At 40.6% G+C, this 23,903-nt stretch carries 17 protein-coding genes and 1 pseudogene; 12 read left to right on the top strand and 6 right to left on the bottom strand.

Annotation, left to right across the window (positions count from 1 at the left end; genetic code table 11):
* Positions 1-4: 4 nt before the first annotated feature.
* Positions 5-253 (top strand): hypothetical protein, encoded by a 249-nt coding sequence (locus KK060_RS17610; protein WP_254155090.1) that lies wholly within the window; start codon positions 5-7, stop codon positions 251-253.
* An 808-nt stretch (positions 254-1,061) separates the two neighbouring features.
* On the opposite strand, the gene KK060_RS17605 is transcribed toward KK060_RS17610, so the two are convergent.
* Together KK060_RS17605 and KK060_RS17600 are read right to left on the bottom strand one after the other, a co-directional pair.
* The gene (locus KK060_RS17605; protein WP_254155089.1) at positions 1,062-3,710 is read right to left on the bottom strand and encodes an ABC transporter permease; all 2,649 of its coding nucleotides are present in this window, start codon (positions 3,708-3,710) and stop codon (positions 1,062-1,064) included.
* Positions 3,707-4,045 carry a PadR family transcriptional regulator gene (locus KK060_RS17600; protein WP_254155088.1) on the bottom strand — a complete coding sequence of 113 codons (339 nt, stop codon included), beginning with the start codon at positions 4,043-4,045 and terminating at the stop codon, positions 3,707-3,709. Before KK060_RS17600 ends, KK060_RS17605 begins: the two co-directional genes overlap by 4 nt.
* Before the next feature lie 1,069 nt (positions 4,046-5,114).
* Here KK060_RS17600 and KK060_RS17595 point away from each other — a divergent pair.
* The 5 genes from KK060_RS17595 (at position 5,115) to KK060_RS17575 (ending at position 9,413) form a co-directional block, all read left to right on the top strand.
* Positions 5,115-5,426, top strand: a complete 312-nt coding sequence (locus tag KK060_RS17595; protein ID WP_254155087.1) for a hypothetical protein — start codon at positions 5,115-5,117, stop codon at positions 5,424-5,426.
* A 187-nt stretch (positions 5,427-5,613) separates the two neighbouring features.
* Complete coding sequence (locus tag KK060_RS17590; RefSeq protein ID WP_254155086.1) at positions 5,614-6,039, top strand: hypothetical protein; 426 nt, start codon at positions 5,614-5,616, stop codon at positions 6,037-6,039.
* Positions 6,040-6,463: 424 nt separating this feature from the next.
* Positions 6,464-7,105, top strand: a complete 642-nt coding sequence (locus tag KK060_RS17585) for a hypothetical protein (protein WP_254155085.1) — start codon at positions 6,464-6,466, stop codon at positions 7,103-7,105.
* Positions 7,106-7,389: 284 nt separating this feature from the next.
* A complete protein-coding gene (locus tag KK060_RS17580) occupies positions 7,390-8,214 on the top strand; it encodes a helix-turn-helix domain-containing protein (protein WP_254155084.1) in 825 nt (274 codons plus the stop codon).
* 47 nt (positions 8,215-8,261) lie between these two features.
* Positions 8,262-9,413, top strand: coding sequence for an FAD-dependent oxidoreductase (locus KK060_RS17575; protein ID WP_254155083.1), 1,152 nt, complete (start codon positions 8,262-8,264; stop codon positions 9,411-9,413).
* Between the two features lie 130 nt (positions 9,414-9,543).
* Here the strand turns inward: KK060_RS17575 and KK060_RS17570 are convergent, their stop codons facing one another.
* Entirely contained in the window at positions 9,544-9,909 is a 366-nt protein-coding gene (locus KK060_RS17570) for a hypothetical protein (RefSeq protein ID WP_254155082.1), read from the bottom strand.
* Positions 9,910-10,197: 288 nt separating this feature from the next.
* Between KK060_RS17570 and KK060_RS17565 the strand changes: the two genes are divergently transcribed.
* Positions 10,198-10,749: an alpha/beta hydrolase gene (locus KK060_RS17565; RefSeq protein ID WP_254155081.1), complete on the top strand. Its 552-nt coding sequence runs from the start codon at positions 10,198-10,200 to the stop codon at positions 10,747-10,749.
* A 46-nt stretch (positions 10,750-10,795) separates the two neighbouring features.
* On the opposite strand, the gene KK060_RS17560 is transcribed toward KK060_RS17565, so the two are convergent.
* The gene (locus KK060_RS17560) at positions 10,796-11,422 is read right to left on the bottom strand and encodes a hypothetical protein (RefSeq protein WP_254155080.1); all 627 of its coding nucleotides are present in this window, start codon (positions 11,420-11,422) and stop codon (positions 10,796-10,798) included.
* A 169-nt stretch (positions 11,423-11,591) separates the two neighbouring features.
* Between KK060_RS17560 and KK060_RS17555 the strand changes: the two are divergent.
* Together KK060_RS17555 and KK060_RS17550 are read left to right on the top strand one after the other, a co-directional pair.
* Positions 11,592-11,956 (top strand): annotated as a pseudogene (locus KK060_RS17555) (DUF2200 domain-containing protein).
* 206 nt (positions 11,957-12,162) lie between these two features.
* The gene (locus KK060_RS17550; protein ID WP_254155079.1) at positions 12,163-13,320 is read left to right on the top strand and encodes a serine hydrolase domain-containing protein; all 1,158 of its coding nucleotides are present in this window, start codon (positions 12,163-12,165) and stop codon (positions 13,318-13,320) included.
* Positions 13,321-13,395: 75 nt separating this feature from the next.
* Here the strand turns inward: KK060_RS17550 and KK060_RS17545 are convergent, their stop codons facing one another.
* Together KK060_RS17545 and KK060_RS17540 are read right to left on the bottom strand one after the other, a co-directional pair.
* Positions 13,396-14,535 (bottom strand): chromate transporter, encoded by a 1,140-nt coding sequence (locus tag KK060_RS17545; RefSeq protein ID WP_254155078.1) that lies wholly within the window; start codon positions 14,533-14,535, stop codon positions 13,396-13,398.
* A gap of 236 nt (positions 14,536-14,771) precedes the next feature.
* Positions 14,772-15,614 carry a chromate resistance protein ChrB domain-containing protein gene (locus tag KK060_RS17540; protein WP_254155077.1) on the bottom strand — a complete coding sequence of 281 codons (843 nt, stop codon included), beginning with the start codon at positions 15,612-15,614 and terminating at the stop codon, positions 14,772-14,774.
* A gap of 789 nt (positions 15,615-16,403) precedes the next feature.
* Between KK060_RS17540 and KK060_RS17535 the strand changes: the two genes are divergently transcribed.
* The 3 genes from KK060_RS17535 to KK060_RS17525 form a co-directional block, all read left to right on the top strand.
* A complete protein-coding gene (locus tag KK060_RS17535; RefSeq protein ID WP_254155076.1) occupies positions 16,404-20,975 on the top strand; it encodes a hypothetical protein in 4,572 nt (1,523 codons plus the stop codon).
* Between the two features lie 2 nt (positions 20,976-20,977).
* The gene (locus tag KK060_RS17530; RefSeq protein ID WP_254155075.1) at positions 20,978-23,059 is read left to right on the top strand and encodes a fibronectin type III domain-containing protein; all 2,082 of its coding nucleotides are present in this window, start codon (positions 20,978-20,980) and stop codon (positions 23,057-23,059) included.
* 4 nt (positions 23,060-23,063) lie between these two features.
* Positions 23,064-23,903, top strand: an 840-nt coding sequence (locus KK060_RS17525) for a hypothetical protein (RefSeq protein ID WP_254155074.1), incomplete at its 3' end; no start/stop codon positions are given.

Genomic DNA, 23,903 nt, shown 5'->3' with positions numbered 1-23,903 from the left:
AGGGATGAAGAGAAAAAACCAAACACAAATCGGCTCTGATCAAATGGTTGAAGTTTTTAAAACAAATGTTCAGAAGAAAACAGAGAGCAGGATGCTGCTTTCTGTTTTGTCTGAAAAATTTCCATCCTTTAAAATGAATTTTGACCTGTCAGATTGCGATAAGGTGCTACGCGTTGAAGGGGAAAATATGGAAGCGTTAAGCATTATGATACTCATAAAGGAGTATGGGTTTATGTGTGAGGTATTGGATTGACAATAAATTAAGGAAGCAGAGCGAAGAATACTTCCAATCAGGGTCACCGATCTATGTTGATCTACTCGCTTTTTAGGACGTCATTCCGAAACTACAGGCTTTGTGCAGTGCTATGAAATATTTATGAGGAATCCCGTTCCCAGCGATCTTTAATAGATAGACTTACCACTCCCCGTTTGAGTAAGATATCGAAGGGATACACTCGCAACAAGAGCAATATGATGATTGTTTATCCAGGCTCGGTATGACGTGCTCAATTCGCATTTATCCTTAGAACACTCCCTTTTTGGCAGAATCAAGAATAAAACCGCAGACCGCTAAAGTCTGAGAAAGTATTTGAAAGTCTGAGAAAGTCTTGGGAAAGTATTAGAGGAGACTAGGAGGAGAGTTAGAGGAGACTAGGAGGAGAGTTAGAGGAGACTTAGAGAACACCTGCCTACCAAAAAAAGAAATAGTAAATAAATTAAAATATTTTTTCTCAAAAAATTCACTCGGCAGGCTGGCTGCCCATTGCCCGCAAGTCCTCGGAAAGACGTGGAAGTTTTTAGGGCTTCGTCATTGCGAACTGAGGAGGAAGAATGTGTGCAGGGGAGGAAGCATTCTCCTCACTATGAAATACAGAGCAGGGAAGAAGCAGAATAAACATTTATTCGTATAAATATCCTCATATCCACTTGCACGCTTCATCCAAGGAAATTTCTTCGTCCGTCCTCGGAATGACGAACGCTCATTGTATGTTTTGCTTATTATTCTGATAAGGCTAGTCGCACGTCCTCGAAAAAACGTGCGACTTTGGAGCCTTTAAATTTTACTCACTCTTCAATGATGATACCGGGTTCATTAATGCGGACTTCAACGACTGAAAACTGATGGTGAAGGCTGCAATGAACAATGCAACGCATCCTGCGAGGATAAACACCCACGGCTGTATGTCCATGCGGTAAGCAAAACCTTCAAGCCATTTGTTCATGGCATACCACGAGATGGGTGTGGCAATAACAATGGCGATGACCACAAGCTTAATAAAATCAGCCGATAATAACCCTACAATTTGTTTTACATCTGCTCCCAATACTTTGCGGATGCCGATCTCTTTCGTTCTTAGTTGTGCGGTGTAAGTGGCTAGTCCTAATAGTCCGAGGCAAGCAATGAAGATAGCGAGACAAGAGAATGTGGTAAACAACCTTCTGAACATGAAGTCAGATTTATATTGCCTGTTAAAATCATCGTCAAGAAAGCTGTAGAGGAAAGGCCTGTGCGGTACTATGCTCTTCCATACTTCACCGATGTTTCGAATGGTTTCAGAAATGTTCCCGGGTTTTAATTTAACTGTTGCATACCGGCTCGCATACGCTTCAAAGGGTAATGTAAGTGGTTCGATGTTTTGATGTAATGAAGTAAAGTTGAAATTTTTTACAACCCCTATCACTACACCTTCTCTTCCCCACTGACGGAACTTCTTTCCAACAATATCGGCAGGGTTAGTATAACCGTATTGTTGTGCGGCAGCCTCATTTATAATTAATGCTTTGCTTGAGTCTGACGGATATTCTCTGGAATAGGCTCGTCCTGCAATAAGGTGCAAGCTAAAGTGCTTAACAAAATCTAAGCCCACCTGGAAGATAGGCTGTCCCATCATTTTCAATTCACCATCGGGTGTTTCTATTTCAGTGCCTGCATGTGGATAGTAACTTCCAGGTACGCTCCTTGAAAATGCTACTGAGACAACCTGCGGGTTCTTTTCAAGCTCCGCCTTCAATACTTCCGACTTTGCATTAACAACGTTGTCATAATTGTAGTCTAGTACAAGCATTTGTTCCCTGTCAAATCCCAGGTCTTTATCGAGGATGTGATTCATCTGATGATAGACAATAATAGTTCCGGCAATCAGTGCAATGGAAAGACTGAACTGAAAAACCACCAAGCCTTTCCGCAGGGTGGCGCCGTTGCCTGTTGATCGTGAAACTCCTTTGAGGATAAGCACGGGATTAAATCCGGAAAGTACCAACGCAGGGTAGGAGCCTGATAAGAAGCCGATGAAAAATAGGAGTAGCAAAAATGTTGAAATGCTCTGCCAGGTAATAAAGTTTTGTATGTTTAACTCCTTACCGGTGAAGTCTTTCATATACGGTAATGCAAAAAATACGATAAGGAAGGCAAGCACGCTTGAAAGAAAAACAATAAGGAAAGACTCACCCAAAAACTGGGATATTAAACTGCTGCGATAGGCACCAATTGATTTCCGGATGCCTACTTCTTTACCTCTTTCTAGCGATCGGGCTGTTGCCAGGTTCATGAAGTTAATTATGGCGATAACCAGAATAAACACGCCGATGATAGAGAATACATAGATGTTTGGTAAGCTACCTGTTTCACCTGGCTGCCTGTCGGCGGTTGTGCGCAGGTACATATCTTTCAGAGGTTCTATCTTAATCGTATACCTCCAGTTAGGGTCCTTAATATGTCTTGCTGTGAAGGCGGGAATTTTCTGGTTGAAGGCGGCTTCATCAAATTTGTCGTTCACAAGAAAGTATGTATAGAAATCAACGTAACCCCATTCGCTAAATACTTGTGGGATGGATTTTCTAAATGTGTTCAGCGAGAGCAATACGTTAAAACGGAAATGTGAGTTTAAAGGAACATCCTCCATCACACCAGTAACGGTGTAATCGCCGGCATTCGATCTTCCCGCAGACTCACTTCCTTTCAACGTTTTGCCTATTGGGTCTTCGTTACCAAAATATTTCCGGGCCGTAGTTTCAGTGAGCACAATGCTATAAGGAGCTGCAAGCGCTGTCTTGGGGTTGCCCTTTAACAGCTTCCAGCTAAACACATCAAATACAGTGGAGTCCATAAAGAAGACGCCATCCTCTTGATATATTTTGTCGCCATACGTAAGCAAAATATCTGACCTGCCCGAAAATTGAACGACCTTATCAATCTCCGGGAAATCGTCCTTCAATGCTGGGCCTACAGGCGCGTTGTTCCATACCCAGAACGGATAAGGTGTACTGCCATCCGCTGCCAGCTCACCGTGTATGAGGCGATAGATACGATCTCCTTTTTCATGATAGTTGTCGTAAGACATCTCATCGCGCACAAACATGAAGATGAGAACACAACAGGCAATACCGAGAGCAAGTCCGTAAATGTTAATGAAAGAGTAGGCTTTCTTCTTAATAAGATTCCGGTAGGCTACTTTAAAATAGTTCTTGTACATAGCGGATGTGTTAAAGGTGGGTGATGATTTAAAATTCTTTAATAAGATGGGACGAAGCAGTTTCAGCATCTCCCATACATACATGTGTTTCGCTTTGCGCAACGAAAACTGCTCAACGTTATCCAGAAAAATCTCTTCCATGTCACCCTCGATCTCTTCCAGGTATTCATCTTTCAGCAAACGTCTTAGTAACTTCCGCGGCCATTGCGGCGGATGCATATCATTCGCTTCTGTCATATCACTTTCAGCTCGTGGGCCAGTTTAGGAATAGACTCCCACAACCCTGCCCTTATCTCTTTCATCTCCCTCAATACCTTATGAGCATATGATGTAGTCTTGTAAATGCGTTTGCGTTTGCCCCCGCGTCTCTGTGTTGCCTCACCAAATTCAGAGGTGAGAAAGCCTTTCTCCTCCATGCGCTTTAGTGCAGATTGGATTGACCCTACACTGAGTTTTTCCTTCAGGCGCGTTTCGAGCTCGCGCTTTATTTCTACACCATAGGCTTCCTGTTGCAAGGCGGCAACGGTAAGCAATACAAGCTCTTCAAACTCGCCAAGCTTTGTTTTCTTCATCAGATCAATATTATTCGTAATTGCAGTAAATATAGTAATATCTATATTATTCGCAATTGCAGTTTTAATAATAATGGACTTGCATTTACTTTATTTTAAGGATATCAGCCTTGGCGAGGTTATATACGCTTCGATTAACCCGTTTTCCGACAGATGACGTATTAACCTTCAAGATTGAAGCCTGCATGGGAAGGGTAAATCAGAAGGAGTTAAATCAACTTTCCCGATAAGCGATAATTGCAGTGCAGGGTATAATTTATATAACAGGACAAGAGAGATATAAAGAATAAGCCGAATTAAGAGACATGAAAACACAAATATTGATATATATGGGCGTGCCCTTCGCCTCAAACGCACATGAGCAAACGCAGCTCAGGTCGGGCTGTTCGTTACAAGTCCTCGCTCCGGCACGCTAGCCAACCCTTCGCTGTGGGCTTTACACTGCCATCGCCTCACGCGGGAGAGACACGTGCTACAATACAGTAATCTTTTTGCCCTGTAATTTACTCTCAATTATTTCTGCAGATTGAAATTGAAATCAGTACGATCACAAATAGAAGAAGGAAGTTGGATAAATTTTCAACTAAAACCCCACGCTAACAAATAGCATTACAGTAATTCCACAAGGAATTAAGACGGCAAAACGAATGTCAATACAAATGATACTAACCTGCTCATATGTAAAATTCTCGTTTTCTCTTTTTTGTTGAAAAGAATTGCCATATGAGTCGGTTGATAAATGAAGATGGTTAATATCACATGGTATTGCATATATATAAATTGAATAGAGTTTTTTATTAGTTATGTTTCAATCTTGCGATGAGATTTTTACCTGTTAATCCAGTTCATACGTGCTTCTAATACACTTGAGTAATTCTCTAATTCAAAGCTAAAATCGATTTGCTTAGTCAATTTTTTTGAATGTCGTTTTACGTGCGATACTCACAACGGGAGCATTGCACTTGTACAAAGTGATTCGGTTAGTGATGACGAATTGGTATTACTCGTGATAAGAAGCAGTTGAGAAATCGAATAACAGATATTATATTGACAAGTATATTGCTTATAAATGGATAAAACCAGACGTACAAGCGAACACATACCGCAAGGAGACAGACTAATGATGTTGCAGGGATATACGCGTGCCTTCTTTATGTGGGTATTAAAAGACAGGGAACCAGATGACCTGTATAAAATCTTTGTAGAATTATTACAGGAATACATGGAGCTAGATATCCCTCATAAAGCCTTTATTGTTTTTGTTGAAATGGGGCTGGAAGATGAGTTAATTACTGAGGATGATGTCGAAAGATTGCGTGAAGCAGTTTTAAAAAATGATATCCCATTATATCAATGGCTGGTACAGCATCTCAAGGCATAACCGGGCAGTATGCTCATTCATAGATTTCACATACCTTGATAAGTATAAAAATAGTCATACTCTTTTGGCTTTTTACCGATAGCCTCGCGTTTCCTGCAGAAAAGGAAATGGCTTTCAAACCGTCTATGTTTAACTCGGGAAACTTCTCTAAATTGAATACTCAAATTTTAAGTATCAACATAAACGGATGGGACTAAACGATTATCAGGATTACTTTACCCTAAGTTACGATCAATTTATAACGGAAAATGATGTACAGAGCAGTCAGATCCATAAAGATGTGAGTTATGAAAAAATAACAAGCGTAACACGGGTGAGTTTGGGTGATGGTAAGAATTTCTATTTTAAGGAGGGGAAGTTGAAACTGATCTACATTTCACGCGATACGTTGACTAAGAAGTTATGGAATGAATTTAAAAGCATCACCAACACATCGGAAAAAAGAGTACGTTCCCGTGCAGGTAAAACTGCAAATCAATTAATTTTTGCTGCTCATGGTATTACAGCTTCAGTAACCAAAGATGAAGTCAATTTTATAGAAATCTATCCACCGTGCTCCCTGGAATATTACCTCGAGAACATTTATAAGGAACCACGGCCTTTTATCAGGTAACACGCGTAGTTAAATTAAGTCGTTCCGAAATTCACAGTAAGCGTAGTGCAATGGTTTACGCATGCAGGCTCGATATCACGTGCTGTGAAGGTTCGTCATCAGTTATGCATGCACTTTGGCTGAAGGGAAGCCTTCATACTGCCAGCACCCATTTTTCGCCAGACGTCGGAACCAAGTGCCACTTTTAGAGCAGCGTCATTACACCTTTGCGAAAGTATGCCGGGGAACTCACTCATCGAAAGTATGTTTGCATGAAGCAATCTCTTGCTTATAAAGGATAGGGGGAAGATGAGAAGAAACTTCGCTATTTCGTTATGACTAATTCAGTTATCCAAGTTGCTAGACCTGAGATTGAAATGTATCTAGGTGTTGTGTTTTTAAAGCAATCTTTTAAATTTACAATACAAATTTAAAAGATACCCGAATGAAAAAAATTACCCTCACAAAAGGAATAGTTCTTTTCCTTATTGTACTATTCTCAATTGTTTCATGCAACGAAAATCAAGTTGTTCCTTCTCCAGCGGAGACAGAACAAGAGTCGGAAGAAAATGCCAAAGCAGATGAAAGCTCTAACGCACGGCGTCCTGGCGATCCAGGAGGAACTGGAGGCGGTGGAGGAAGCACAGGTGGAGGTACTTCAGTTGGTACCGAATTAACCTGGAATGGTGATGGACGTTGGCATGGAAACTTCGCTGGTACGCCAGTATGGTTTTATGGCCCTAATCCAAGAGACCTCAAAAATGGTATACAAGGAGAATGGCCTGTAACATGTGCATATTATACTCCTGGAGCCTGCTATCCGGATGGTTTTGTGGTATATGGTGATGGTAGTAACTTCACTGTTCTACAGCCTGCCTGTGCAGGTAGGGTTACCACTATTTCCTTGCCAAGGTATGGCGGAGGTAAGTTTACCACAGTTACAAGAAACATCCAGTCATTTACAGGTGGAACTTGTAAAATTGAATGGCATGGAAAAGTTATTGTTAATGCGCGTTGTGTACCTATGGTTGTAGATATAGACTCTGAGTACCCTGTTAACTTGTGTGGTGCTATAGCGGTTCAATAGGAAAATAAAAGGTTTACCAATTTTGCATCAGAGCCCTGGTTTTCCCTGGGCTCTGATGTTCATTAGTAAGGTCTGGAAGCGACACCGGGAAGAGGCGCTGGCGTTGCGCACAAGCACAAGGAGTATAGCGGTACCCGGCCGTAGAAGTGGCGAGTGGGTTGGGGGGCGGCAGCGCCAAAAGAAAAGTACTTTAACGAACTAAGTGCATATTGTTGATATACATATCAGTGTTTGGCTCTTTCCTTACTTCTTCTATAAGTAATCGAGATTCACTATCTTTCAACATGCATCAGCACCAAGAAATTGAACCTCCTGAAACCTTGCGGGATACCATCAAATGCTTTTGGTACGACAGAAGAGAGTTAGGTGAGGAGGAAATGGGTTTTGAGGTGGTGCCTGATGGCTATGCTGAAATTATTTTCTATTTCGGAAGCTCCTGTAGTGTTTCTTACAATGGGGTATTGCGTCCATTGCCTTCACCGTTTTTGTTAGGTCTGCTTAATAAGCCAGTTATTTTTTATGCGAAGAGTACCTTTCAAGTGATTGGTGTTAGGTGCTATCCATGGACTGTGTTCGATTTGCTAGGGTTACCCTCTGGCAAAGACACAGTGTATATCTTCGAACATCCAATCACCGGGCTTCAATCCGCGTTGGCGGAACATGTTGACACAGGGAGCATGACCGTGGCGTTAGATCTGGTAAAACAGTATTTTCTTGAGATGCGCTTGCGTATTGCTCCTGACACCATGCTGTTTAAGGCGGGTGTTGCTATGAGAGAAGCAAATGGCACTCTGCCCGTAAGTGAGGTAGCGGATGCTGCTCACGCAACTGTACGTACCTTGGAAAGGAACTTCAAGCAATCATCAGGTCATACGGTTAAAGATGTGTCTGCGCTTATTCGCTTTGAGCAGGCTCGAAATCGTTTATGGCTTCATCCGGATATCAACCTTGCAGGCCTGGCAGAGGAACTCGGTTATACAGACCAATCTCATCTAAGCAGAGAATTCAAACGCTACAGCGGAACTACGCCTGGAGCATTCGCACGAAAAGCAAAGAAGGAAAAATGGACTGCAGCCCACGATTTTGTCGCGTTTATACAAGCCCACTAGTGTCACATTTGAGAGTTTTGTGTTCGTAGTTGAAGAACATAAAACACATGATATTAAAGGATAAAAAAGTAGCTATCATTGGTGCGGGCCCAGTAGGTCTTACCATGGCGATATTACTGCAACAAAAAGGAGTAGATGTAACTGTTTACGAGAGAGACAAAGATGCACAAACAAGAATTTCAGGAGGTACACTTGATCTCCACAAAGGGTCAGGACAGGAAGCCTTGAAAAAAGCGGGGTTGTTGGACCGCTACTATGCAACGGCTGTACCTATGGGAAGAACGGTGGTTGACGAACAAGGGAATGTGCTGTTTTCAAAAAAGCCTGAACGCGAAAATCAATATAACAACCCTGAGATTAACAGAAATGACTTAAGAAGGATGCTGCTTGAAAGCTTGACAAATAGTACCGTGGTGTGGGACAGAAAATTTACTCGTCTTGAAGAACAAGACGGAAGGTGGCTTCTGCATTTTGAAAATGAAAACAATGTCACGGCTGACCTTGTTATAGGTGCCAATGGTGGAATGTCGAAGGTGAGAAAATATGTAACAGATACAGAAATTGAATATACTGGGTCGCTCATTTTACAGGGCGATGTACTTCAACCGGAAGTGGAATGCCCAGCGTTCTACCAGTCATGCAACAACACCATTTTGATGACTGCAAGCAAAGGAAATATGTTGGTTGCCAACCCCAGGAATGGGAGCATGTTAAGCTATAATGTAATTTTTAAACTGCCTGAGGATGATAGTCTCGAAAATGCCCTAAACTTTGAGGATACGCAGCATAGTATTGCTTTTCTTTTAAACAGGTTCTCACACTGGCATGAGTGCTATAAGCAACTATTCCGTGCAACTTCTTCTTTTGTCCTATGGCGCACCAGGAAAATATCATTGTGCTCACCTTGGAAAAATAATCGTCGGTTGCCAATAACGCTTATTGGAGATGCTGCTCATATAATGCCTCCATTTGCCGGACAGGGTGTCAATACGGGGTTATTGGATGCGTTAATTTTATCGGACAATTTAACGAATGAAAAGTTTGAAACGATAGAAGACGCAATAAAGGACTACGAGCAGCAAATGTTTAACTATACAGCAGAAGCACAATATGCAACAAGCAAGAACGAAAGCGAGATCTTGCTTCCTGACTTTTCTTTTCAAAAATTTATGAATAGGAATATAGCTTCTCAGCCTTAAACGAATTGAATACTCCTTTTGAAAAAGACGGCATTCCGGACTTTCGCTACGGGTGCTTTAATAGAAGTGGTATCGGTTCAATTAGCCGCTTGTGTATAGCTATATTGCGAGAATGCGCCTGTCTGATTTTTCAGTCGGGTTCAGTTCGGTTATAGTATCCTTTATAAGCCATAATTATTCCGGCAAGTGCGAGCACGCTCAGCATGAACAGGGTTGTTATACCTCCCTCGGCTTGCTTTGCCTCAGGAAGGACCATTCTGAACAGGCCAACTGCCATGCCTATCCAACCTGTAAGTGTTATAAGAATAGTCCAGTTGAACGCCCATTGGTTATGGATTCGCACGATATATATACCTGCAGCAAACAAAATAACACCATTTAAATATGTTAGTTGAGGTACTGGGTCCGACCAAATGTGAAGGTTAATCCATTCTGTTGCAGCCATCACACTTAGTGTTGGACCAATAACTTTTGCAAGGGCTTTTGAATTTTGCATCGTGTTATGCTGATAAAACTAAAGATATAAAGAAGTAAAAAAAATTGATTTCACCTATCATTGATCTTATGCATTATGGTGTAACAAACTTGAAATGAGATATTAACTAAGATCGGAGATAACAGGCGTACCATCCTTTTAAAAGCTTCACAAGCCTGTATAGCTGGGAATAAGTTAAGAGTAAGAGTGCTTTATGAGCATCTGTCGCATCTGGCACTATAATTTGTCGCATGTGCCCTGTAAGTAATATGTTAATGTTTGCAACATTTGGGTATAAAAGTAACACGCATGGGCAATAATAAACATATATTATTTATTCAAGGCGCCGGTGATGACGGCTACGAAGAAGATGCCAAATTAGTCGACGCTTTGCAAGGAGAATTGGGATCTGTCTATAAAATACATTTTCCTCATCTGCACTCAGATGAGAACCTGTCGGATTTTGGATGGCTGAAACAGATAAGCAATGAAATTGTGAGCATTGATGATGATGTTATCCTGGTAGCGCATTCGCTTGGCGCTTCAATGCTCTTAAAATGTCTGTCAGAAAATCAAATTGCCGAAAAGATCCTTGGTATTTTTTTAATGGCTACGCCCTTTTGGGAAGGTGATGAGGAGTGGGTTCAAGGTTTAAAGCTGAAAGCAGATTTTGCAGACGAATTGCCAAAGAATGTTCCTGTTTTTCTTTACCATTGCCGAGATGATGAAGAAGTTCCATTCGATCATCTTGAACTTTACAAGAAGAAGATGCCACATGCTATAGTCCGGGAAATAGAAAGTGGAGGTCACCAGCTTAAGAATGATTTGTCAATTGTAGCGAAGGATATTCAATTATTGTGAAATAAAGGCACTACAATTATTTCTAAAATGTATGGATGCACAATAATCATCTCCTCCCGCAATGCTGATTGTAATACATAACGATGGCCTCTATTTCCTTTCTTCTCAGCTCTTTACTTTCAATTCGCTCACGTAAAGCCGGACAATCAGTGAAATACTCGAGCATGTCTTTTCTCCACCCCAGCGCTCTGGGTTGTTTCAAGGGCCCATCACCTTTCTGAAAGATTAAGTTGTCTACCACATAGCTGGTTTCAGGTGAATAGCCCCCTGCTCCCCCGTAATATCCCGGATTGGTCTGCCTATAGTAGTACCTATAAAGTCTTAACGGTCCATCTATTTCCAGCTTCAGAAATATTTTTTGCGCTTTCATCAGCAGACTTCCGGCACCAATTGTATTAAAGCAGGAGATCATCCGTACTTCCATACCATAATAGTTAAATCGGATTTCATCGGCGTCGTCAGGACGAAGAGTTTTCTTCTTACCGCTTCCGTCATAATACTTTACTTTAAATTGGATGCGCTCAAAATTAGGCTCATTAGCGAGGAGTGGCACTTTGATAATGAAGGTCACATCCCTTGCTTTTCCATCGGTAATGATTACCCCATCAATTTCTCTTGCAAAAGAGAGAAGTGATGTAATAATCAGTGCAGTTATCATTAAGAAACTTTTCATGTTTTATTGGATGTGCGGCTAAAGTTACATTTTCTACTTTTAATAATCTTTTTGATCCAACTCTTTTTAGGTATTTAATCTTTTGAAATCAAACTTTTGTTGCATTTTTAAAGATGAAAGCTGGGGCAATTAGAATGATCTTAAATATAATACATAAAAACGTCGTTGTATGAAAAGCACAAATAGCCACGATGACCGAATAGCGAAAATGACTTTTGCTTCTGTATATCCCCATTATGTAACAAAGGTTGAGAAGAAGGGGCGAACAAAAGAAGAATTGCATCAGGTAATCGAATGGCTTACAGGTTATGATGAGAAAAAACTTCATAAACTCATCGAAGAAAAAGTGACCTTTGAGACGTTTTTTAAAAATGCATCAATAAATCCAAACACTCACCTGATTACAGGGTAATATGCGGGTATAGAGTAGAAGAAATTAAAGATCCGTTAACGCAACAAGTAAGGTATTTGGATAAGCTAGTGGATGAACTAGCAAAAGGGCGAAAGATGGAGAAAATTTTTCGCATTGCTTAAATTGCGGCCGATGAGCTATAGAGAACCAAACGTCGGAAAATGAACGCACTGCTAAAATCTATTATAACGTAACACTAAAGAGGATGTGAGAGAGGTGAGAATTACTTGCCCATCAAGGTGGTACGGGTTAATGCTTTACTAAGAATAATTTAATACTAACTTAGCCGAATAAGTCAACAATTAATGATAACGTTTTGCCTGACAATATGAAGAAACTGATACGCTGGTCCCTAGTAGCCGTCACTTTTTTGTCTGCTCCTGCCATTGCACAAAAAGTACAACCGTACTACCCTGAAGCTACATGGCAAACTAAGTCTCCCAAAGAATTAAAGGTAGATGCTGCATCGCTTGATAGTGCGGTAGTCTTTGCCAAGAGTAGTGAGAACAGCGTAGAGAAAGACTTGCGTGTTGCTAACCTTAAAGCTTATGTACGGGAACCGGATTACAAGATTCTGGGGCCGATGAAAGAAAGGGGAGGGCCGAATGGTGTTATCATCAAGAACGGATATATTATAGCACAGTGGGGTGAGGTAGACCGTGTCGACATGACCTTCAGTGTTACAAAAAGTGTTCTTTCTACAGTAGCGGGCTTGGCCTACGACAGAGGTTTGATTCGTAATATTAACGATCCTGTTAGTGGCTATGTTTGGGATGGTACCTTTCAGGGGGAGCACAACAGCAAAGTAACCTGGGAGCACCTGTTACAGCAGACATCAGACTGGTATGGATGTTTGCACGGCATTTGCGATTGGGCAGATCGCCCGCCCCGTGAGGGCACTGTTGATAACTGGCGCAATAGAAAATTGCTGACACCAGGAACAACCTTCGAATACAATGATGTTCGGGTAAACCTGCTAGCATATTCGTTGCTTCACGTACTCCGTAAACCATTGCCCATGGTGCTCAAAGATCAGATCATGGATCCTATCGGCGCGTCTACAACATGGCGCTGGTATGGCTATGATGATTCGTTTGTGAACATCGATGGCATTATGATGCAATCTGTAAGTGGTGGCGGTCATTTCGGCGGCGGGTTGTTCATCAACACCATGGATCAGGCGCGACTGGGATTGTTATTCTTACGCGAAGGAAAGTGGAAAGACAAACAATTGATTTCCCGCCAATGGATTGATATGGCAAGAAAGCCATCTGTGCCCAACAAGAGCTATGGCTATATGTGGTGGACAAACGAAGAAGGTACATTTAAGTCAGCCCCCAAAAGTATGTACTACGCAAATGGTTTTGGTGGCAACTACATCTTCATTGATCAGGAACATGACTTGTTAATTGTAGTGCGTTGGATGGACAACAACAAACTTGACGAGTTCCTGAGGCGAACACTGAAAGCAATAGGGGTGAAGTAGTTTTATTCTCTTAATTAATCCAGAGCCGCCTCGATAAGTGCCATCATATTCTAAGGACGCTTCGAAAGAAGGCATTTACTGAATCAATATTTTTAGCAAAATACCGATAAGAGCTGCACCAAGGATCACGAACGGTTCTTGTAATCTTTTCAACTGGAACAATGCAGCTGCGGATGCTTCTGCAATCAAACTAGTTGGAATATCTATCAATGTTCGTTTGCCTAGAACTAAAACAGCTCCAGCTATGGCTCCAATGGCTGCAGCAGAAACTCCATCTACAAATGCTTTAATCCCGGGATGCTTTCCGTATTTTTTAAAGTAAGGGGCAGGTATTACTGTGAACAGATAACATGGAATAAAAGTCGCAAGTGCTGCAACTACCGCGCCCCAGAACCCAGCCGTCAGATAGCCAATGAATCCCACGGTGATCACTACCGGTCCTGGTGTTATCATTGCTACTGCAACTGCATCTACAAATTGTTGTTCGTTTAGCCACTGATATTCTTTCACTACACCACCATATAGAAAAGGAACTATAGCGAGACCGCTTCCAAATACGAAAGCACCAGCTTTGGTAAAGAACCAGGCAATCTGTGTTAGCTTATGTTCTGCGGTTAAGGGTTGAAGCTGTACCAATAGAGTCGGTAATATTCCTTGAGCTCCACTGCTTAACCATTTTGGAGGTGCCTTAACAAACCACATAACAAATCCGCCTAGCAGAATGAGCCATAAAATTTCTTGTTCTGTTATGAAAGTTGTTACAGCAAGTACAATAAAGATCAACCACATGAGCTTATCTTTACCAATACTTTTAGACGTCAGTTTATAGGTGCTGATAGCAATGATTCCGATTACCGCTGCACCCACGCCATAGAAAATTGCTTGCATCCATGGCAAACCTCCATAAGACACATAAGCGTAGCCAATGCAAAGCACCATGAGAAATGAGGGAATAACGAAAGCGATGCCAACCAAGGTTGCACCTAAAATTTTATAGTGAATGTAGCCAATATAGATTGAGAGTTGTGCTGCAAGAGGACCAGGAGCAAGCTGAGATAGAGCCAAACCTTCTTTGTAGTCTTCTTCACTAATCCACTTTTTTTCATCAACAAGATCGCGGTGCATATATCCTACAAGCGCAACAGGTCCTCCGAATCCCCAAGTTCCTAGTTTAAGAAAATAAATGATCAATTGTTTAAGGGAATATTTAGGCATTGGTTCAAATTAAGTCTATTTCTTTAGGTCTCGTCTGATTAAAAAGGTGTAACCACAATTGCTTACGAGAATGAATATCCTTATCCGACGTTTAAGCAGAAATGATTAAATCAGTCTAAAAGTAGGCAGCGCAAATATGTATTAGGTTAACCTGTTTTGACATAAGAGAAACTTACGCAACGCTACTACACGGAGGGTTGAAAATCTTGAATAGGAATTACTGATTTGAATACTTTTTACTTTTCACGCAAATTTTTGCGATAAACAGCTGGTGTTTTTCCTATAAGATTCTTGAATATCCGATTGAAGTGACTTTGATCTGAGAAGCCTGTAAGGTATGCGATTTCTGCAAGTGAGTAGTTGGGATCTTTGAGTAATTCAATGGATTTTTCTATGCGCAACTTACGAATGTAATCGCCAAAAGAGAGATCGCCAAAGTACTTAGAGAATTCGCGCGACAAATAAGATGGATGCACATTAAGGCTATGAGATATTTCCTTCAAACTTAACGTCAGATTGGTATCAATCTGGTCTTGTATAATCTCCTTTAGTTCTTTTGCCCAGCCTGGTACATCTTTGCTTTTCTTCTTTTCACTAAGAAACTTTTGGTATACATCCCGAAGGGTGTTCTCAAAAGGATTTTGAGTATGCTTCTCATGTTGTAACAACTTTGCCCATGTATAAAGACCATCGTATACAATCATCCCTTGCGCTAAAAGTTCATAATCATTTGTAATGTTGTAAGCCATTCCGGCAGAGATAGCCCAAAGACCTGCAACCTGACTTGCAAGGTCGTGACGATCAGTGTCAGCACCTCTGACAATAATAGCCAAAGTTTGAATCGCCGGATCTGCTATCTTATGCTTTTTTATAATGTAGTCAAAGGTACATTCGTCCCCATAATGTGTATACTCGACATTTGGGATATCAAACGGAATGGCCCCGTGCTCTTTCGATAGTTGAATTACCTTATCCGAAGGAACATACATGAATTCAGCTTCATTATCTACAAATCTTTTAATCAGCCAGGGGCATGCAATGCGGTCTATCTTTGGCCTTTCTCGCGTAATCCATTTCATATTCTAAAATTTAGATCAAAAAATTGGTATGACCCAATTAAACAAACGAATAGCTTAATTAAATACCCATCCCCAATCCCTATCACCTAACATCAGGGTATACTGACAATATAAGCATGACGGATGCATGTCGAACCCAGAGTCAGGTTTCATTGATTTTCCGGCAATTTTGTCAGGTTCTAAAAAAAAGTTAAAAAAATATTTACTTGAATTATAGTCCGCGTACTAACTGCGGTCTGCCAGCCTATATTTGAAACATCAATTCAATGATAACACCGCGGGTTGTCTGAGATGCGATACGTAAATAATTGTTTAACTTAAAAATCATTAAAAAAATGGCCTTAATTAAAGAGAATGACTTTACAGAAGGTATGGGTGAAAAATTTGGAAAAAAAATCGTTTTCTGGGTGGTAAAAGGTGTAGCATTGCGATGAGCAGTGAAAGGTACTCATTACTTTTTATGTTATAGAAAAATGTCCTTTTTAACAGATGTAAGTTTTTGTTTGTTTAAATACAGGCAAAAGCCCTCTTTTTATAAAGATTTCCTTTTTTAGTACGATATAGATAGGTGAAGGTAGAATTTCAAATAACCAATATGAATGTAATAATTTATTGGTATTTGAAGCATCGGTGAAGTATGGATTTCGGATTTTTGTAGTCCTAACTGGAATTTTTTATGATGAAAAACCCCTCTTGCTTACCTGTCAGGTCTATTCTAAGATTTGTGCTAAATGCTCCTCTGTGGTTAAACCATCATTATTTTCTTAATAATAATCATAGTTAACTCGTATGTACCCCATATCTGTTATCAGTACTAGCTCGCTTTCAATTGATATACCTGTGTTCGTTAGGAAGAAATTTATATTTCAACTCTTTGTATGGGTATGTTTTCTTGTAGTTACAAATATTAGTGCTCAAACGGCACAAAATACTCCAACTCCATCATGGCTGGAAGAACAGAGAAAAGCTACGGAAACATTTTATAAACTCGATCAATCCAACAATTACACAGAGTCGTTGACTTATGCTGATATGAATATTCTTCCTATCGGCATAAAGAAAACTGTAGGCAATATGGAAGTAACAATTGCTGTTAGTGATATGCGTCTCGAAACAACACACAGTGAGCTTACATTATTTGCCAGAATAAAAATTCCTCAAGATGATAAATTGCTTTTTTTTGGTGCACAGGGCATTAAGCTGTCTCATACAGGAGATATAATTGGAGATGCCTCGCTGGTATTAATGGGCGATTTTAGCATACCCATTAACGGCAATACAGCTGCGCTTAAATTGAAGGGATCATTTGATAAAAATACAGGAAGAGCAAAAGAGCTCACATATGTTTCGGTTGATTGTAAGGGATTCCGCGAGATGGGCATTGCTGCCGAGGTTGAGTTTCCTGAGAGCATGATGTCGCCTATAGATTCTACAGGTAATAAAGTCAATGGAAGAGTCAAAGGTGCCTTTGCTACAGTTATCAGAGATTGGAATGACCTTCTGGTAAATATCTCTTTACCACCGTTTCAGATCAATGGTCTTGAAGGTTTTATATTCACTTTAGGTAAGGCAGTTTTCGACATGAGCGATTACAGAAATGATCCCTCAGTAGCATTTCCTCTAAACTACAAACAGAACTATTTGATTCCCGACAACATCGCTCTTTGGCGTGGCGTGTTTGTAAAAGATTTAAGTATTACGCTTCCAAAGCAGTTTGTGAAGAGAGGAAATAAACGTGTTTCCTTTGAGTCCAATAATTTACTTATTGATAACAATGGGGTAAGTGGTTCTTTTGCAGCTGCAGGTATATTGCCTATTAATGAAGGGAGTGCTTCGGGGTGGAGGTTTTCCGTCGATGCTTTTGGTATAGAGCTCGAAGCAAATCAATTAACTTCAGCAGGCTTTTCAGGAGCCATCGGACTTCCGGTGTCAGAGAATTCTAACCTGGGATATGACGCAATAATTACCATGGAGAATGAGTACTTTCTTAAAGTAAAATCTCTTGACACAGTTTCTTTTGATGTATTTCATGCAAAAGCCCAACTACTACCTAATTCATATGTGGAGTTAAAGGTAGTTGATGACAAGTTCAAGCCAGAAGCGTTGCTTCACGGAAGTTTGAATATCGAAGCAAGACTTGACGGATCATCCTCCGAAGATGTCTCTGGTAAATCAATAGCACAATTTAAAGGAATTGAATTCCGAAGTCTTCGTCTTAAAACAGATGCTCCTCGTTTTACCGCTGAGTATTTTGGATACAAAGGAGAATTGGCCATGATGAATTTCCCGGTTTCTGTAAAACGTATTGGCTTAAGGACCAATGGAGATGAGGTTGGTCTAGGTATGGATCTTAAACTTACTCTGGGAGAAAACCTTTTTACAGGAAGTACAAGCCTTGAATTTGTTGGTGATCTGACAGAAAAATCTATACAAGGCGAGGAGGCGCGGCAACAATGGCATTATAAAAAATTAATTCTTAATAGTGTTGAAGTAAACGCCAAGATAGCGGAAGTAGTAACCATCAAAGGAGGACTGCTAATACTAAATAACGATCCTGTATATGGAGATGGCTTTAGCGGTAACATTCAATTAACATTTGATAAAGTACTAAAAGGACTTGATGTTAAGGCCAGGGGAATGTTTGGTAAAAAGGAGTTTAGATATTGGTTCGTTGATGGTCTTGTTGCTTTGCCTGGTGAAGGTATTCCTGCGTTTCCTCCAGTAAATCTTAAAGGTTTTGGTGGTGGTATTTCAAATCGCATGAAGCGCGACGGCGCTGATGCTACATCTCCTACTGGAGCTAAATATGTACCTGATTCGGGTACTGCCTTAGGTATTAAAGCTTCTGTCTTATTTAATGTAGCAAATGATGCTGCTGTCAACGGAGAGGCAGCGTTTGAAGTAGCATTCAATCGTTCGGGAGGTTTGAACTTCATAGGATTTTATGGCTTTGCAAAGTTCATTGGTAAGATTCCTGGTACTGAGAATATTGAAAAATTTGTAGGTGATAAAATGAAAAAGATTGCTGAGATGGAGAAGGAATACCTCGCCAAGAATCCTGGTATGGAGGATATGCTTACGAAGTTAAAGCAATACGAACCAGATAAAGTACCGGATAAGATATTCCCGGCAACACAAAAGCCCGGACAGGACGGCTTTGCTGCAGCCATGGGAATTCAATATGATTTTACACAGCAATCGCTCCATGCCACATTCGATCTCTACGTAACAACTGTCGGGGGATTTGTGCGTGGAGCCGCATCAGGTAACAGAGCAGGCTGGGCTGTATTACATATTGATCCTCAAGATTGGTACATCCATATGGGGACGCCCACCGATCGCCTCGGCTTGAAGATGACTATTCAAAACATCGTAAGTGTTGAGACAGGATCCTATTTTATGTTAGGTTCTCAAATTCCTGCATCACCTCCACCACCCAAAGAGGTGGCGGATATTCTTGGCGTAGATCTTCAGCAACTCGATTACATGCGTGATCTAAACGCATTAGGTGATGGAAAAGGCCTGGCATTCGGCTCTAGCCTGCGAGTTGCAACTGGCGATATCACCTTTTTGATATTGTATGCAAACTTTGCTGCAGGCATGGGCTTCGACATTATGCTTAAAGATTATAATGATGTACAGTGTAAGGGGAGAAGTGGTAAAATTGGTTTTGATGGATGGTATGCGAATGGACAAGGGTATGCTTACTTGCAAGGCGAACTGGGTGTCAAGGTAAACCTCACTTTCATAAAAGCAAAAGTTCCTATCATCAAAGGCGCAGCTGCTGCGTTGATCCAAGCAAAACTTCCTAACCCTTCATGGTTCAAAGGGTACTTAGCCGTAAAATTTAACGTACTCGGAGGGTTGGTATCCGGAAGTTGCAAATTTAAATTTACAGTAGGAGAGGAGTGTGATCTTGTAATACCAGGTGGAAGTCCCTTGGATATGAGAATGATCAGTGATTTGTCTCCACGTGATAATTCAAAAGATGTTGATGTGTTCGCAGCCCCCCAGGCTACCTTTGTAATGAAAATGGGTGTGCCATTTGAAGTCGAAGATGATCGTGGAGTGAAAGCCTACCGTATACAACTGATTAGCTTCGATGTAAAAGATGGAAGCACATCAATTCCGGGGAAGCTGGTATGGACTCAGAATAAGGATGCCGTATCTTTCTATTCCACTGAAGTGTTACCGCCTGGTAAGTCGTTAAAAGCAATAGTAAGAGTTGGCTTTGAGGAATGGCAAAGAGGGCAATGGGTTACTGTATATACCGCAGGCTTAAAGGCGGAAGAACTTATGGAAGCAAGCTTCTCCACAGGTATTGCGCCAGATGTAATTCCTATTAATAATGTTGAGTATTCTTATCCAGTTGTTGATCAGAAATTCTTTCTGCAAGGAGAGTCGCGAAATGCTTATGTTCAGTTAAAGCGGGGTCAGAGTTATCTATTCTCACAAGATTTTAAACATGAGGTTCAATTTCTCCTAGCCGATGGTAGCAAGCAATCGCTTGGCTTCATCTATGACGCTGCAAGCAACAGAATTAAGTATAACATGCCAGATTTAATGTCACAGAAAGAGTATAGTTTTAACCTGGTAACTTTAAATAAAGATGGTAGCGCGATTCAAAATACACCAGTTGCAGAAAGTGTAAACGTGGGTAATGAAGATGATATAATCACTGTAGCTAATAAGCAAGCCTCTACACTTATACGTTCCGATGTTGGCCGAGTTTTACTCGCGTATCAGTTTACAACCAGCCGTCATAATACATTGGCAGAAAAAATTCAAAGTATAACAAAGGGCAGTGCAGCTGCTGGAAGGTTGGCTTCAGATGTTATAGACCTCAGATATGAAATATCATCAGGTGAGCCGTTTGATGTAACAGAACTTGTGGGAACTGAGTTTAGTGGATTTAAGCCAACTGTTAATGCCACTGCGGTATTGGACGATGAGTATTATAAGCAAGATATTTCTCCAATACTTTACCAAAATTATCCCGTTGCAGGGATAAAATTAGAGCGGGATGTTAATATTTTGGGTCTTCCTCCTATTAAAGCAATTCCTATATCAACCTCATACTTAACAGAAGTAGAGTTAAATAATTTCAATGGATACGCCCGTAAATGGATACCTTATATATACAACCTGCCACAGATATATAAAGAAGACTTTATTGATCTTCAACATAAGATTGTAAATCGTTTCTTTGACACACCATCCCAGGCACAATACAACTATATAATTAATGGTTATTACAAGTTTGTTCGGTCAGGGTACTATAAAGTGAAATTCCAGTATGTAATGCCCGACGGGACAAAGGGTACAGAGGCCTATTTTGATTATTATAATTTCATTAAGTAAGAATGATACCACGTGGTCGATTATACTTTGTAATACTCCTAACGTATTTAATAACAAGCGTAACAGTTTATGCGCAGGATTCATTGCGTGTTAGTGTTATTGCCAACATCAAGAAAGACACCATTCAGCTTCGATGGGCTGTTAATACACCGATGGCGTGGAAGCTTGGGAATCAATATGGCTATCGGCTTGAACGGTATACTATTGTTCGAAATAATGAAATACTTCCAAAGGCTGAAAAGACTGTGCTGGTGCCTGTGTTAAAGCCTCAACCTCTGAACTCGTGGGAATCCTTAGCCAATAAAAACAATTACGCAGCAGTAATAGCGCAAGCGTTGTTTGGTGAAAAATTTCAGTTAACAGGCGATGATGCAAAAGGTGTTTCAAAATTCATAGCATTGGCTCAAGAGCTTGAACAGCGATTCATGATTTCAATGTATGCAGCTGATATGTGTTATCCAGCAGCAAGACTGGCAGGATGGGGATATGATGATGTTAGTGCTAAGCCGGGCGAAAGATACTTGTATAGGGTAATACCGCTCACGCCAGATAAGGTATCTAAGATAGAAATGGGATCAGTCTATGTAAGCCTTAATGAATATCAGCCTCTCCCTCAACCCCAGGAACTAACAGGTATCTATGGAGATAAAAGTGTAATGCTAACATGGAATTACGGTGTTCTTAGTAAGACTTACATCAGTTATTATGTTGAAAAGTCGCATGATGGTAAAACTTTTACCAGGCTTTCGGATATTCCATTGACAAATATGAACACGCGTGATGGTAAATTGTCAGAACGAATGTTCTATATCGACTCTGTGGCGAATAATAATTCAACTGTTTATTATCGTGTCCGTGGTGTTACATCATTCAGTGAAACAGGACCGCCCTCAGACATTATCAGCGGTAAAGGGACCGATAAACTGATCTACGTTCCTCATATTAACAGGGCAGTACCAACAGATGCGAACCATGTAGACATTGATTGGGAGTTTGATGAGCGAGGTAATGATATAATAAAAGGTTTTGAACTCAGGCGCGCTGATAATGACAAAGGTCCCTTTAAAACGGTTGTGAAAGATATAGCGCCCGGTACTCGCAGCGTTAGCTTTGATAGCCTTAAAGTAACAAATTACTTCGTCATTGCAGCCTTACCACATCATGGTGAGCCTACACTTTCATTCCCCGTCTTGGTTCAGCCGGTTGATACTATTCCACCGGTAATACCCACAGGCTTAACTGGTGTTGTCGATAGCCTTGGTATAGTAACCCTTTCATGGAATAAAAATACAGATAAAGATATTCTCGGCTATCGTATCTATCGTGCTCAAAATAAAAATGAAGAACTCATTCCACTGACTGATGTTGCCATACGCGACAATTTCTACCGCGACACCATTGAAGTGAGGAACCTGAATGCAAAGGTGTACTATGCTGTAACAGCTTTGGATCAGCGTTATAACCAATCAGAGAAATCTCCAATTGCTGCGCTTGATAAGCCTGAGCTGGTACCACCTTCTGCGCCATTGATTACTAACTATCGGGTTACACCAGGAGGTGTATTGCTGCAATGGGAAACAGGAGGAGAAGAAAGTATAGCTTCAATCAAGATCTATCGCACAGAAAAATTATTAAACGATGAAACGGCCATTAAGGAAATCAGTAATCGATCAATACGCGAGTACATAGACAGTACCGCGCTGTCAAATCAGATTTATGAATACTATATCAAAGCATTTACATCAAAAGGGTTATCATCCGATCCATCACCCCTCATTACAGTTAAAACATCTACGCAAAAAGTAACAGCAGGAATGATTAAATCATTTACAGGTAAAATGAATTGGAGAACAAACCAGATTGAGCTCAAATGGGAACATGATGTAAAGGATGTAAAGCAATTTGAAATTTACAGGGGCGAGGCGGGTAGTTCGGTGAGTTTGTGGAAGGTCGTTAAAGGTTATGACAAAGCATTTGTTGATATGGAAGCGCAACCTGGTCATAAATATGAATACATTATTCGCGCCATTCTATCTAATGGAAAGACTGGTGCTATCGCGAAAACATTTGTTGGTAAAGATTAATTATATGAAAAAGGTTCTTCTTCTGATTCCTTGCCTATTTCTATGCAACTTATTGCTGGCGCAGGAGTATGAAATGAATGTTGAGATAGACATTATGACTTCTGCGAATGACGTTAAGTGCAGTAGTCACTTCCTCCTGATGTTTGTTCTTCAAAATGGTGAAACGTGGGAATGGCGCCAGGGTTTATCCATGAGTAAAAATTCTTGGGCTAATTATAAAAAAACGTTTTCGTATAAAGCAAGTAATCCTGTAGTACAAATCAAATGTATCTCTCAGCGATACACAGAAAATTTAGTTGATTGTAAACACCAGGATGGTGGGGAGAATATTATCAGTGATTTCTCTCGAAATTTATGTTTGGGCGAGCAAGTATGGTATGGAACATTTAAGGGATATCACGAGGCGAGTTCTTTAAAAGTAAATGTTAAACCGTTGTCATTGTCAAGTGGGCAGAATTTGTCTGCTGTACAGATTGATACAAGAATTCAATTGCCTTTTACCGTTCTAAGACTTGATTATAGCGTATCACTTCGCTTTACAAATGGCTTGACATCTCAAGTTCTTGATAGAAATAGTGAATCGTATAGTAATGGTACAATTTCAAATTATCAGGAATTAGCTTTTATCCCGTTTCCGTACAAGGTTTCGAAGGTTATAGTAAAGCTTAGTGTCTCCAAAAGTCTTTTTAATTCAGACAGTTTTGAGAAAATTTATGATGTAGAAGGTGACGGGTCGGAAGTGGACCTTTACTTAGATTCAGATGATTCTCCATTTCCCCCATTAGGTGCAAGTAGCTACGTTCATGTTCGATATGGAAAGCCCAAGACACCATTGTTCCAGAAT

The organism is Chryseosolibacter indicum (assembly GCF_018598585.1).
GTDB classification, from domain to species: domain Bacteria; phylum Bacteroidota; class Bacteroidia; order Cytophagales; family Cyclobacteriaceae; genus Chryseosolibacter; species Chryseosolibacter indicus.
The sequence above is the reverse complement of the archived record's forward strand: the minus strand, read 5'-3'. Positions and strand labels throughout refer to the sequence as shown.